The organism is Kiritimatiella glycovorans, assembly GCF_001017655.1.
In the GTDB taxonomy this organism is placed as follows: Bacteria; Verrucomicrobiota; Kiritimatiellia; order Kiritimatiellales; family Kiritimatiellaceae; genus Kiritimatiella; species Kiritimatiella glycovorans.
In genome coordinates this window covers 2,734,674-2,748,097 of the sequence record NZ_CP010904.1, presented here as the reverse complement: position 1 = coordinate 2,748,097, position 13,424 = coordinate 2,734,674, and the positions used below count along the sequence as shown (strand labels likewise).

9 protein-coding genes are annotated in these 13,424 nt (G+C 64.3%); 3 read left to right on the top strand and 6 right to left on the bottom strand.

The genetic code is table 11. The features are described 5' to 3' along the window. Positions 1 to 30: 30 nt before the first annotated feature. From L21SP4_RS11405 to L21SP4_RS11380, 6 genes are all read right to left on the bottom strand, one after another. The gene (locus L21SP4_RS11405; protein WP_052882769.1) at positions 31 to 2,862 is read right to left on the bottom strand and encodes an alpha-L-rhamnosidase-related protein; all 2,832 of its coding nucleotides are present in this window, start codon (positions 2,860 to 2,862) and stop codon (positions 31 to 33) included. A 55-nt stretch (positions 2,863 to 2,917) separates the two neighbouring features. Further along, positions 2,918 to 3,952: a LacI family DNA-binding transcriptional regulator gene (locus L21SP4_RS11400; protein ID WP_052882768.1), complete on the bottom strand. Its 1,035-nt coding sequence runs from the start codon at positions 3,950 to 3,952 to the stop codon at positions 2,918 to 2,920. Between the two features lie 96 nt (positions 3,953 to 4,048). Continuing rightward, a complete protein-coding gene (locus L21SP4_RS11395; protein WP_052882767.1) occupies positions 4,049 to 5,545 on the bottom strand; it encodes a flippase in 1,497 nt (498 codons plus the stop codon). A 364-nt stretch (positions 5,546 to 5,909) separates the two neighbouring features. After that, positions 5,910 to 7,829 carry an ATP-dependent helicase gene (locus tag L21SP4_RS11390; protein ID WP_052882766.1) on the bottom strand — a complete coding sequence of 640 codons (1,920 nt, stop codon included), beginning with the start codon at positions 7,827 to 7,829 and terminating at the stop codon, positions 5,910 to 5,912. Between the two features lie 776 nt (positions 7,830 to 8,605). Then, complete coding sequence (locus L21SP4_RS11385; RefSeq protein ID WP_052882765.1) at positions 8,606 to 9,400, bottom strand: family 1 encapsulin nanocompartment shell protein; 795 nt, start codon at positions 9,398 to 9,400, stop codon at positions 8,606 to 8,608. A gap of 15 nt (positions 9,401 to 9,415) precedes the next feature. Then, positions 9,416 to 9,766 (bottom strand): encapsulin-associated ferritin-like protein, encoded by a 351-nt coding sequence (locus L21SP4_RS11380; RefSeq protein WP_052882764.1) that lies wholly within the window; start codon positions 9,764 to 9,766, stop codon positions 9,416 to 9,418. Between the two features lie 892 nt (positions 9,767 to 10,658). Here L21SP4_RS11380 and L21SP4_RS11375 point away from each other — a divergent pair. The 3 genes from L21SP4_RS11375 (at position 10,659) to nusG (ending at position 12,864) form a co-directional block, all read left to right on the top strand. Next, complete coding sequence (locus tag L21SP4_RS11375) at positions 10,659 to 11,624, top strand: hypothetical protein (RefSeq protein WP_052882763.1); 966 nt, start codon at positions 10,659 to 10,661, stop codon at positions 11,622 to 11,624. Positions 11,625 to 11,790: 166 nt separating this feature from the next. After that, on the top strand, positions 11,791 to 12,285 hold the full coding sequence (locus L21SP4_RS11370; RefSeq protein ID WP_160300823.1) for a GbsR/MarR family transcriptional regulator: 495 nt from the start codon (positions 11,791 to 11,793) through the stop codon (positions 12,283 to 12,285). A gap of 12 nt (positions 12,286 to 12,297) precedes the next feature. Further along, positions 12,298 to 12,864, top strand: coding sequence for a transcription termination/antitermination protein NusG (nusG, locus tag L21SP4_RS11365; protein WP_052882761.1), 567 nt, complete (start codon positions 12,298 to 12,300; stop codon positions 12,862 to 12,864). Positions 12,865 to 13,424 lie beyond the last annotated feature (560 nt).

Here is a 13,424-nt window from a genome sequence, read left to right as displayed (position 1 = left end):
TACGGTGAGGTGTAAATTGGACGCAGCTTTTTACCGGTCGATCTCGACCTCCAGCCCGTCCATCGACTGATTCGGCACGAATCGGATATCGATGTTTTCCGGGGCATCGATCCGGATGCGCAGGGTTTCTCCACGCCGCTTCCACGACACCCTGACGGGTCCGTGCGGGGTGGCCGTCGCGCCCTGCGCCTTTTCGAGGCCGCCGATCCAGGGACTGACGGTGAACGCGCGGCTGCCGACGCCTTCCGGGCGGATGCCGAGGGCGATCCGGTTCAGGAAGTACAGCGGGCTGGCTGACCAGGCGTGGCAGTGGCTCCTGGTGGGAAATCCTTCGGGAGAGCAGGTGCTGTTGGCGAACGTCTCCCACAGCGTGGTGGCGCCCTGTTCAATCATCGGCCCGAACTGCTCGCGGATGCCTTTGAGGATGGCCTCGTAGCGGCCGCATTTTTCAAGCGCCTCGTAGTAGAACTGGAGTGCGAAGGGCGAACCGATCCGCGTCATGCCCCGTGGCGGATGGAGCAGGTTCTCGAGCGCCTGTTCGCGGTGTTCGTCCGGGATGACGTCGCACATGATCGCGAGCATGGAGGTATGTTGGGAGATCTTCGGGCTCGGGGTGCCGTCTTCATGCACGCTGTCGGGATAGCTGTTCCGGGTTTCATCCCACCAGGCGTTGACGGCGCGCGCCAGCGCGTTGCGGCGCCGCTTCAGCCGGCGACGCGCCCGGTCGTCGTTCAACGCCCCGGCGCAGCGGATGGCCGCGTCGTACGCCCCGACCATCAGCATGCTGTTGTGCAGCACCGTGCGGTGGCCGTCATCGATCGGCGCCCACTCCAGCAGGTTCCAGTGGGCGGCGCTGAACAGTCCGTGTTCATCGAGGTACCCGTGGGCGCCCTCGAGGTTCTCAAGGACGGCGGGCCAGAGGCGTTTCAGGAACCTGCGATCTCCCGTATAGGCGTAATACTCCCACACCTGCATGCCCCACAGGAAGCTCCATGCCGGAAGCAGCACCGTCCACGAGGAGGGGATCTGGCAGCCGGTGATCGGGAAACGTTCCAGCGACTCCGCGCCGAGCTCCAGCCCGTTGCGCGAAACCGCCGTATCCCCGTACGTCGCGTAGGCGTAGAGCGCCTCGTTGCGCCCGTCGCCGACCCAGTAGACCTGCTCATAGAGCGGGCAGTCGGTGAAGGTGTCCTCCATACAGAGCTTGAGCGTGCGTTCGGCGACCGCGTGGATGCGGTCGAGCTGCGGGTCGTCCGACCGGAAGACGGCGACGGGTTCGACGGGGGCGGTCGATTCGATGACGCGCAGCCGGCGCAGTTCCACCGCGGCATGCTGGTTCCGGATCGTGAGGAACAGGTAGCGCCCGGCGCGGCGTTTGAGCGAAATAAAGCGGTTCACGCCCTTCTTCGTCACGTAGCGCACGCCGTTCCGGTTGGCATGGGTATGCTGGATGACCCCGTCGTCGCGAATGTATTCGACCGCGTGGAGATCGAGGATCACCCCTTCGTCCGCCTTGACGGTGAATTCGAAATATCCGCAGGTCTCCTCGCCCATGTCGTAGCATAGCTCCAGGTCGGCGCCGCGGGGCGGCCGGAGCACCGTCCGCCCCTGTCCGCCGCGACACACGGCCCCGCCGCGGTCCACGCTGCGCGCGGCGGAACCGAGAGGATCGCGTTCCTGGAATTCGGCGGTGAAGTCGCCGAAGAAGATTTCGTCGTCCTCCACATCGCGCAGGTGTGCTGCGAGAGCGGGCACAAGCGATTCGGGATTCCGGCAGGCCGTCGCGATGGAAGCGGACTTTTCCGCCCACCGTTTTTCGGCCTGTTCGACCTCCGGATGACAGAAATCCGCCCATATCATGTCGGTCTCCACGATGCGGCAGTCCGCGACCACGGCGAGCAGCCAGGTCCGTTCCGGCGCGTCGGGGTCGGGGGCGCGCCAGCGGGCGTGTTCGGGATACAGGAACGGAAAGGGGAATTCCTTTTCATGGCCGGATTCGCAGAGCGTCCGGCTGAAAAAGACGACGGCGTGTCGGCCGGGCTGGAGCGTGACCTTTCCGGTCTTGAGGCGTTTTCCGTTCACGACCGTCTGCCAGTGGTCGGAGGTGAAGTCGTAGCGGGTCTTCCGTCTGACCTCGAGCACGGAGGCGAGGATCACGGGGGTGCCCGAGTTGCGGTTGGATTCGATGACGCCGGGGTTGGCGAGCTGCGCGACGGGCACGCAGTGCCGCGGCCGGCCGCGGCGGACGCGGAGGGCCTCCCGGAAGGAGGACGGTTTGCGCGGCCGGCGCGTGAGCGCGGGGGTTTTGCGCGGCACGAGGTCCTTCCACGGACCGCGTGTCGCGGCATACTGTTCCACGGCGGGCTGGAAGTCCGATACTGCGGCCAGGCGCGCATCATACTCTTCAACCGGCTCCATCTGGATACCGACCTTGGGGGTTCGCGGTTCGTGCCCGAACGAGGGCGAGGCCTCCCATTCGCGGTCGGTGACGATCGATTCGGTCCTTCCGCGGCGGGTCAGGTCGATCCGTGCAATCAGGCCGCCCTGCCGCGGGATCTGGTGCATCGTGCCGACGCCGAAATAGCGTGCCGTGACCTCGATCCTGTTTTCTCCGTCCCTGAGCAGGTTGGTCACGTCGAGTTCGTCGTACTGGTAGTGTTCCGGCCAGGCGCGTGCGGGGCCGTCCTCAACCCATGTCCCGTTGACGTAAAGCCGGTAGGCGCTGTCGGCCGTAATGCGCAGCACGGCCTGCTCGGGCTGCCGCGTACTGAAGGTTCTGCGGAAGCATACGGTCTGGTTATAGGCATGCGGATCGTTCCGGGCGCACCAGATCCAGTGCGCGCCGCTGAAGGGAGAGGCCATGGCGGAGGGGTCCTTTCGGGTTTATCGGGTTCGTGTTCGTGACCGGGAAGCCTTGTCAGGGCTGGGTTTTTCGTACGGGACCGGTGCTCTGGCGGAGCACGAGTTCGCCGCGCATCCAGGGTTCGTGGGGATAGCGCTCGCGCGCCGTACCTTCGATCATATCATGCACCCAGCGCGCCGCGGTATAACCCAGCTTGCGGTTCGGGATGCGCATGACCGTGAGGGGCGGGCAGAGGTAGGCCACTTCCGGAGGGTCGTCGCAGGAGAGCAGGGAGACGTCCTCGGGCACTTTGAGTCCCCGCTGATAGAAGGCGTGCAGCGCCCCGACGGCCACGCGCTCGCCCATAACAAAAAGGGCGGTGATGTCCGGATGGCGGTCCAGAAGCGCGAGCGTTTCGCGGTTTCCGAACTCCAGGCCGTCCTCGCCGAACTCCGAAGCGACAATAACTTCCGGGTCCACCCCGAGTCCCGAGTCCTTCAGCGCCTTCCGGTAGCCCTTCAGCCGGTCACGGCCGGTGACCCCGTGGGCGGGGGTGACCAGCGTTCCGATACGCCGGTGTCCGAGTTGAATCAGATACTGAACCGCTTCGCACGCCGCCTGAACATTATCGATGCTCAGCAGGCGTTCCGAACGGCCGTCGTTGGTCAGCAGCGAACAGTAGGCGAAGTGCTGCTGTTCGAATTCCGCGTAAAACGCGCTGTCTTCGTCGGTGTTGATCAGCACGGCGCCATTGATCCCGCGCCGGCCGAGCTGCCTGAGCAGCAGCCCTGCGTTCAGCTTGCTCACCTCGTCGCGGTAGAGCGAAAATTCGAGCCCCGCCTCCTGGAGATACTTCAGCATCCCCTCCATGGCCGAGACCGTGTAGGGCGAAAAGCAGCTCATCTCCGACGCCGGGGTCTGGATCAGGGCGCAGATATTGGTGGTGCGTGAGACGATCGGCCGCGGCCGGAAGCCGTATTCGTCGGCCTTTTTACGGATGCGTTCGATGGTCGCGGGACTGATTTCCGGCGAATTGTTAAGGGCTTTGCTGATCGTGGCCGGACTGACCCCAAGCTCTTCGCTGAGCGTGTACACAGTAACCTTCTTCATCCGCGAACTCCTTTCACTTTCCGAAATACTGGCGAAACTTTCGCGGCAGATCAAGAAATGTTCCGTCTGAACCTGAAAATGCGGTCAATGATCCCTCTACCGCACGATTTTCAGGGCGTGGAGCAGGTGACGGAGGTCTTTGCGGGGGGGGATGCCGAGCAGAAGCGCGGCCGGGACGTACACGGCGGCTCCGACCGCGATCACGACGAAGAGGTTGTCGGATTCGACCGCGATCACGGCCGCGGACATCAGCGCGGCGGCGAGCAGTCCCTTGAGCCCGACGACGATGCTTTGCGGGCGCAGGATGCCGCGGGGCATGAGGTAGAGTGCGCCGCCCATCATGAGCAGCTCGGTCAGCAGGGTGGCCCAGGCGGCACCGATCCCGCCGTTGCCGTAGAGTTTCTGGGTGAGCGGGATCATCCAGGCATTCATGACCGGGTTGAACGCCGCCGCGGCTACGGCCATCCAGGCCCACTGTTTCTGGAGTCCGCGGGAGATCAGGATGGAGCCGAGCATGACGTCGATACACACCAGCACGATGCTCCCGCCGAAAATCTGCAGGTTGGGGATGGTATTCAGGAACGGACCCTCGCCGTAGAGCAGCCGTACGAGCGGGCCGGCGACCAGCGCGGTGCCTGCGCCGATGGGGATGGCGATGAAGAGGAGCAGGTTGAGCAGCCGCTCGGACGCCCGGGCGAAATCGGCGCCCTGTTCCTCGTCGGCGCCCATGCGCGCGAGCGGGGGGAACACCACCGTGTTGAGCATGTGCGGGATGAACAGCAGGGTGCTGTACAGCCGGAAGGCGGCGCCGTACCAGCCGACCACCGCCTTGTCGACCATCAGCGAAAGCATGAAGGCGTCGATGCGCGCATAGATCTGGCCGAAGATCACCCAGATCAGGAAAGGAAGTCCGCCGAGAAACACGGCGCGCATGATCGCTGCGTCCCAGACGGGGCGAAAGGAGATGCGCCGGAGCAGGAGGCCCAGTACGATCGCGAAGTTGAGCGCGGCGGCACCCACGTAGACCCAGCAGACGAGGAGAAGACCGTGGCCCGTCAGGAGCAGCGCGGCGGCGATGCCGGTCGTGAGGGCCTTCTCGGCGATCAGTCCGAAGTTGGGCGGCATCATGTTCTCGAACCCCTGGAACACACTGCCGAGCGTGAGGGTCATGTCGCCGATGCATACGGCCAGGGCGATGATCCAGACCGCGCGCACGGTCTCGCGGTCGTAGGGGAGAAGCACCACGGTTACGGCCATGAGCGCGTAGACCGCGACCGCGAGTGCGAGTTTCATGGCGAACACGCTGCCGAGCAGCCGGCGGATTTTCTCGCGGAAGACGTCCTGTTCATCACCCGGCTTATCGATGGGATTGAGGACGGCGACTTCTCTGACGAGGTATTTGTTGATCCCCAGGTTCAGCAGGGTCCCGAAGATCGTGCCGTAGGACAGGGCGAAGAAGAGCGTGCCGAAGCCTTCATCCCCCAGAAACCGGGGGAGCATGATCAGTAGAACCCAGGAGAGCGACCAGGTCAGGACCTGGGAGACCCCCTGGATCGCCGAATTGCGGAGCGCTCGCTGTGTCTTTCCCGGCATTCAGGCCTCACGCGTTTCGTGTTGCGATTCCTCATACCAGACTCCGCGGGGATTAGCGAGGGCCAAGAGCGGAGTGGGAATCGCCTTCGGCGGCCCGTCGTCCGGGGAAAGGCGGGGGGGCGGGACAGCGATTCTCATTATGGCTTCACCCTTTTCGGTCGGGGTGGCACCCGACCCTCCCAGTGCCCGAAAATGCGTCGGATATCGACTCGGGAGGGACGGCTGCCACGCCGTCCGCGGTCGGAATGCGGCCATAATGAGAACTGCTGGGGGCGGGAAGAAGGGACGTGGGGAAGAATCAGAGTCAGAGTCAGAGTCAGAGTAAGAGGGAGTGGGAGACCTGAAACTTGAGACCTGAGTGACACTAGAGTTCCAGTTCGACGCATTCGGCGGGGAGTTCGCGGAGGAAGCGCGAGGGTTCGCAGGGCATCAGTCCGCCGTCGCGGGTCTGCTTGCGTTCCGGGGTGCAGAGAAACAGGCGGTCTTCGGCGCGGGTGGTGGCGACGTAGAACAGCCGGCGTTCCTCGGCCAGTTTTTCCGTGTCGGCTTCCGCGCGGGCACTGGGGAACATCTCCTCGCTGAGCCAGATCACGAAGACGATCTTCCATTCGAGCCCCTTGGCCTGGTGGATCGTGCTGAGGCGGAGTCCGCCGGCGTCGGCGCCGGGACCGGAGGTGGTGGACTCGAGGCTGCTCAGGAGGGCGGTCTCGCTGAGGAATTGCTGCGTACTGGTGTAGCGCGACGTGAAGTCGATCAGCGCATCGATATCTTCGAGCCGGTTGCGGGCGTTATCGAAGGTCTCCACGGCGTATTCGCGGTAGAATTCCCTGACGAAGCGAAAGACGATCTCGCCCGGATCCTCGTCCAGTCCTTCCTCGCGGTAGGCGAGGAAGATCGGTTCGGCGGCCATCCACGAGGCCTTGGCGGCGCTCGGAAGCGAATCGCGCACCCGCACACACTCGTCGGGAGAGCGTGCACGGAACCGGCGCCCGATCTTATCCCAAATCTTCTGCGCCGTTTTGGCGCCGACTTTGGGGAACATTTCGAGCAGGCGTGCGAACGCCAGTTCGTCGCCCGGATTCTCCAGCAGTCGCAGCAGGGTGCAGACGTCTTTTATGTGGGCCTGCTCGAAGAAGCGGACGCCGGAGGTCAGGGTAAAGGGGAGGTTTTCGCGGGTGAGTTCGAGCTGCAGGTCGAGGGCGTGGAAGTGGGAGCGGTAGAGGACGGCCATGTCTTCGAGCGAAACGCCGTTGCGCTCGAACTCGCGTACGCGCTGAAGGACGTACCTCGCCTGCCGGCGGCTGTCGAGCATGCGGGCTAGCCGGGGCCTGGGAGCGTGCTCGCGCACGGCGCGCAGGTTTTTCTGAAACTGGTGCGGGTTACCGGCGATGCAGCGGTTGGCGACCTCGAGGATCTCGGGGCTGCTCCGGTAATTGGTCTCAAGTTTATAGACCCGGGCGTCCGGGTAGCGTTCCTGGAAATGCAGGATATTGCGGTAATTCGCGCCGCGCCACGAGTAGATGCTCTGGAAGTCGTCGCCGACCACCATCAGATTGCGGTGTCCGCCGGCGAGTAGATCGACCCACTCCGCCTGGATGGCGCTGGTGTCCTGGTATTCGTCCACCAGGATATAGCGAAAACGTTCCTGGTACTGTTCGCGCAGGTCCTGCTGATCGCGGATCAGGTTCAGGGCGTGAATGAGAAGATCGTCGAAATCCATCGAGTTGAGCGACCGTTTACGCTGTTCGTATTCATGGTAGACGTCGACCACCTGTTCGGGCTGCACGTCGCTGTCCTCGAACCACTCCCGGGCGAGGTCCTCGATCCCGCGCTCGGTATTCGCGGCCACACCGAACACGCTGGAGAGCACGCCGGGTTTCGGGAAGTGCTTTCCCTTCAGGCCCAGTTCGAGCGTGACGGTGCGCAGCAGCTTTTTCGTGTCGTCGGAGTCGAGGATGGTGTAGTCGAGCCCGAACCCGAGCCGGTCGGCGTGTCGCCGCAGCAGCCGGTTGGCAAGATGATGAAACGTCCCGCCCCAAAGCCCGCTGACTTCGTCGCCCGCCATCGAACGCGCCCGTTCGAGCATCTCGTCGGCCGCCTTGTTGGTGAACGTCAGCAGCAGAATTCGGTCGGGCGGGATTTCACGTTCGCAGACCAGGTGGGCGACCCGGCAGGTAAGCGTGCGTGTCTTGCCGGTACCCGCGGCGGCAATGGCGAGTACGGGTCCGTCGGGCGCCGTGACCGCGGCGGCCTGGGATTCGTTCAGCAGTTCAGACCAGTTCATGGAGATTCCTCAGGGTTCTTGGCAGACAAACGCTGCGTGGCTCGGGGGAACGTGAGGGGGGAACGTGGCAACGGCGCTGCGCGCCTCGGGGCAACGCTTCGCTCGGGGGGGACGCTTCGCTCGTGGAAACGGCCTTCGGCCTCGGGGGGGAAACGTGAAAACGGCGCTGCGCGCCTCGTGGGAACGGCATTTCCCCCGACTGCCACGAGGCCCGAGAGGGCCGTTGACACGACTTCCTCGATTGCCACGATCTTCCACGCTTCGCTCGTGGAAACGGCCTTCGGCCTCGGGGGGGGAACGTGAAAACGGCGCTGCGCGCCTCGTGGGAACGGCATTTCCCCCGTCTGCCACGAGGCCCGTAAGGGCCGTTGACACGACTTCCTCGACTGCCACGATTTTCCACGCTTCGCTCGAGGCAACGGCCTTCGGCCTCGGGGGGGAAACGTGAAAACGGCGCTGCGCGCCTCGTGGGAACGGCATTTCCCCCGTCTGCCACGAGGCCCGTAAGGGCCGTTGACACGACTTCCCCGATTGCCACGATCTTCCACGCTTCGCTCGAGGCAACGGCGCTGCGCGCCTCGGGGGAACGCTGCGCTCGAGGCAACGGCCTTCGGCCTCGGGGGGGGAACGTGGCAACGGCGCTGCGCGCCTCGGGGGAACGACATTTCCCCCGACTGCCACGAGGCCCGTGAGGGCCGTTGACACGACTTCCCCGATTGCCACGATCCCCCCGATTTCCACGACCTCCCCGCCTGCCGCGGTTTTTTCCCGCCCGCTTACGCGAGCACGACCGCCGCCGCCGGGTCGAGCACCTGGAAGGTGAACGATTCGGTGAGGTAGAGCTGGACCGATTCGGTATCGTGGCCTTCGTAGCCGATCGAGAGATCGGCGCCGAGCGTCAGTCGGAAATCGCCGCCGCGTCCGGAGACGAGGAAGGCGTTTTTGACGTTGGGTGATACGATGACCTTTCCGCCGAGGGCGTCCTGAATGCGGTTCCTGAGCGGATAGCCGCCGACATGGCTTTCCACGGCCTTCCACCGCTTGGCGTCGATGACCAGGTTGTACGGTCCTTCGACCGATGCGGCTCGCAGCGCCTGAACGCCGTCCTGAACGGTCCCGAGCGCGTCCTCGGCCTTTTCCGGCCACTTGAGCGCCTTGTGATCCGACTCCGCCTTGAGACCCCGGATGCAGCCCGCATCGAACCCGTAATACACGGCGGCGTCCTCGAAGGCGGCGATTTTCGCGGCGGCGTCCTCGAGCGGTTCGAGGTCGATGTCCTCCGCGCCACGAACGGCGTTGTCGAGTTCCCACGTCTTCAGCTTGAACGACACCCGTGCCTCGACGAGCGGCTGCACGAGGTGGACCCCGTAGCGCACGTCATGGTCCGCCTGCTTTTCCGGAACATTCAGGCGACCGAGCGAGACGGAAGTGCAGTCCCAGCCCTTCGGCCCGTCGACGTCCGCGAAACGGCGGGCGCTGAGATTGTTGCGCAGTACGCGCCGGGCCTGCTCATTGATTTCCTGCCAACCCTCTTCGGAGATCGGCGCGAGTTCTTTCCTGAGATTATCCATGCGTTGCCTCCCCTCTTACTCGATTTTTCCGATGGCCAGATCGCCGCCCGCGGGGGCCTCTCCGCCCTCTTCGCCGCCTTCACCCTCTTCTTCGAGAAGAGTGATGTCGCCCTGCGTAAACAGATAGGTTTTCATCTGCTCGTCCCAGCCGGGCATGTTGCGTCGCAGCCACTCCAGCACCATGCAGGCGTGCTCAATCTCTTCGTCGCGGTTGTGGGCCAGAATCTTCGCAAGCTCCTGATCATTCGTAGCGTCCACACGCTGGTTGTACCAGTCGACCGCCTCGATCTCCTCCTTCACACTCTTCAATGCGCGCGAGGCGTTCATCGACGCTTCGCTGAGTTGATCTTCATGATAATCCGCCATTCCGTGTCCTCCTTTCAGTCCACTTCAACCATTTCATCCGGGCCGTCCCGGTTCAGTTTTCCGTCACTCCCCCATCATGTCAGATGCCGTGCCGGTGGTAAAGTAAGATCAAAATGAGTCGCCGGAATCGTGGAGATCGGGGGAAGTCGGGGGGGGAGTCGTGGCAACGGCCCTCTCGGGCCTCGTGGCAGTGGGGGGGGGAAGTCGTGGCAACGGCCCTGACGGGCCTCGTGAAAGTCGGGGGGAGTCGTGGCAACGGCCCAGGGGCCTCGAGAAAGTCGGGGGGAATGTCGTTTTCACGAGCGAAGCGTTGTTCCGAGGCCGAAGGCCGTTTCCCACGAGGCGCGCAGCGCCGTTCCCACGAGCGAAGCGTTGTTCCGAGGCCGAAGGCCGTTTCCACGATCCCCCCGAGGCCGAAGGCCGTTTACTCGAGCGAAGCGTTTCCCCGAGGCGCGCAGCGCCGTTCCCACGAGCGAAGCGTGGAAGATCGTGGCAATCGGGGAAACCGTGGCAACGGCCCTGACGGGCCTCGAGGAAGTCGGGAAGAGAGTCGTGGCAACGGCCCTGACGGGCCTCGTGGCAATCGGGGAAGATCGTGGCAGTCGGGGGACGTGCTGTTTCCACGAGCGCAGCGTTGTTTCGAGGCCGAAGGCCGTTTCCCACGAGGCGCGCAGCGCCGTTCCCACGAGCGAAGCGTTGTTCCGAGGCCGAAGGCCGTTTCCCCGAGCGCAGCGTTCCCACGAGGCGCGCAGCGCCGTTTCCACGTTCCCCACGAGGCGCGCAGCGCCGTTTCCACGTTCCCCCTCCGAGGCCGAAGGCCGTTCCCGCGATTTCCCCGAACCCTCTGTTGTTTCGCGGTTTCTTCCATGCTACATCCTGTTTTGTGAAATCCATGACGATCCTATTCCGACAGTTCTTCGTCGTGGCCGGGTTGACGGTCCGGGAGGTCGTGCGTCAGCCGGTGACGATGCTGGTGACGACGCTTGGCATCCTGCTGGTAGGACTGTTGCCGCTGTTCTCCCTGTATACGCTTGGCGAGTCGGAGCGGATGGTGCGCGACAGCGGCCTGGCGGTGTTTCTGGTGAGCGGTCTCCTGCTCGGCGCTTACGCCGCGGGAACGACGCTCGCGCACGAGTTGCGGGGCGGCACGGCGTCCGGGATCCTGAGCAAGCCCGTCAATCGCGCCCTCTTCTTTCTCGGCAAGGCCTTCGGGGTGGGCGCGGTGCTGGTCCTGTTCGGCGCGGCGATGTCGATGGCGGTAATCATGAGTGCGCGCATGGCGCATCCTTCGTTCCACTTCGACGGGTGGGCGGGCGTACCGCTGCTGGCGGTCCCGGCGGCGGGATGCCTGCTCGGAGGGGTGCTGAATTACGCAACGCGGCGGTCCTTTCCGGCGGCGGCTTTTTCCGGGACGGTCGCGGCGGCGGCGGCCGCTTATGTCTTTGTGGGTTTCCTGGATACACAGGGCGGATGGACTGCGTTCGGCGGGGCCTATGACCTTAGGCTGTGGCCGGTGACCACGCTGGTGGGCGCAGCGGTGCTTCTGCTTTCGGCGATCGCGCTGGCCATCTCGGTGCGGCTCGATACGCTGCCCACGCTGTTCGCGGTCACATTGATCTTTCTGCTCGGATTGAGTTCGTATTACCTGTTTGGCCGGCACGCCGATACTCATCTTATCGCGGGGGTGCTCTACGCCGTCATCCCCGACTGGCAGCACTTCTGGGTGGTCGACGGGCTCGCCGGCGGCGGCCGCGTTCCGTGGTCGTACACATGTTCCGTGCTCTCCTACGCCGCCGCCTGCCTTGTCGCGGTGCTCGCGCTCGGCATCGCCGCGATCAGAGGGGTGGAGGTTGAGTAGATATCCGAGCTGAGGTGGTCAGAACGCTATCCGCCTTTAACCCGAAACTCATCGAACCATAATGTTCAATAATAATTGAACGATATGGTTGCATCTCTTTCAAATCGGTCCTATACAGGCGCATAAGCATGAGATGCCGCCACTCTCCCGCGCGGGAGGGACGCCCGTGGACACAAAGATGGAACAGCGCACAATCAGCGATCTGGAGCGCGAGGTGATCGAACTCTTCGTTCGTATGGCCGGGATGCTCAATCTTCCCCGCTCGGTGGGCGAACTCTACGGGCTCCTGTTCATCTCCCCGGAACCGCTCTGCATTGACGACCTCATGGCGCGCCTCAACATCAGTAAGGGCTCGGTCAGCCAGGGCCTGCGCATACTGCGCTCATTCCGCGCCGTGAAACCGGTCTACCTCCCGGGCTCCCGCCGCGACTATTACGTGGCGGAGGATCAGCTGCGCAGGATCGCCGCCGGATTCGTCGATGAAGAACTCCAGCCGCACCTGGAGAGCGGCGAACAGCGCCTGAAGCGTATGCGGGAACTGGTCGGCGCAATGCCGGAGGCGCAGCGCCCGTTTCTGGAAGAGAAGGTCGAACACCTGGAAAACTGGCATCGGAAGGGCACCACCGTGCTCCCGCTGGTGATGAAGATGATCGACCGTTAAGAGAGATTGACCATGAAGGGCATGGAGGACATGAAGGCGGGGATGGAGGGGAAAGAACGCCGCTGGTATTGCGTGCGTACGCAGACCCGTCGCGAGGGGATTGCGGGGAAGATTCTTAAGGAGCGCGGATTCGAGGTGTTCGGACCTCAAATGCGCTTTCGCAAGAAAACGGTACGCGGTCCCGTCTGGTTCCAGGAGGCGCTGTTCCCGGGATATGTCTTTGCACACTTCGACCGCCGGCACGAGTGGCGCGGGGTCGGCTACGCCCCCGGCGTGCGGGGACTCGTCCACTTCGGCGAGCAGACACCGGACATCCCGGAAGAATTTATTCAAGACCTTCGCCGCGATCTCGGCGTCGACGAGACGGCGGTCATCGAGGACCTCCCGCGTCCCGGCGAGGAAGTGACGATCTGTGAGGGGCGCCTGCAGGGACTGCGGGTCCGGGTGACGAACGTCATGTCCGCCACCCGCCGCGTGCAGGTGCTTCTCGAAATGCTCGGGCGCACCATCGAACTCGAGTTCGACGCCCGGGCGGTCAGTACCGACGACCGCCATCCGCTGGAGCGGCGCCGGGGCTGAAGACCAAAGCGAGAACCGTGAGTTCCCGCCGACATTTGAAGACACGCAGGGAAGGTTTCGGGAAAGCGATCCCGATCGACCGAGGGCGGGAGCCTGTCCGGGTTGAGTGAGAGATATGAGTCGGGGGGAGAGTCGTGGCAACGGCCCTGACGGGCCTCGAGGAAGTCGGGGGGAAGTCGTGTCAACGGCCCTTACGGGCCTCGTGGCAATCGGGGGGAAGTCGTGTCAACGGCCCTCTCGGGCCTCGTGGCAGTCGGGGGACGTGCCGTTTCCCCGAGCGAAGCGTTGCCCCGAGGCGCGCAGCGCCGTTGCCCCGAGCGAAGCGTGGAAGATCGTGTCAACGGCCCTTACGGGCCTCGTGGCAATCGGGGGGAAGTCGTGTCAACGGCCCTCTCGGGCCTCGTGGCAGTCGGGGGACGTGCCGTTGCCCCGAGCGAAGCGTTGCCCCGAGGCGCGCAGCGCCGTTCTCACGAGCGCAGCGTTTCCCCGAGGCGCGCAGCGCCGTTGCCACGTTCCCCCCGAGGCCGAAGGCCGTTTTCACGAGCGAAGCGTGGAAGATC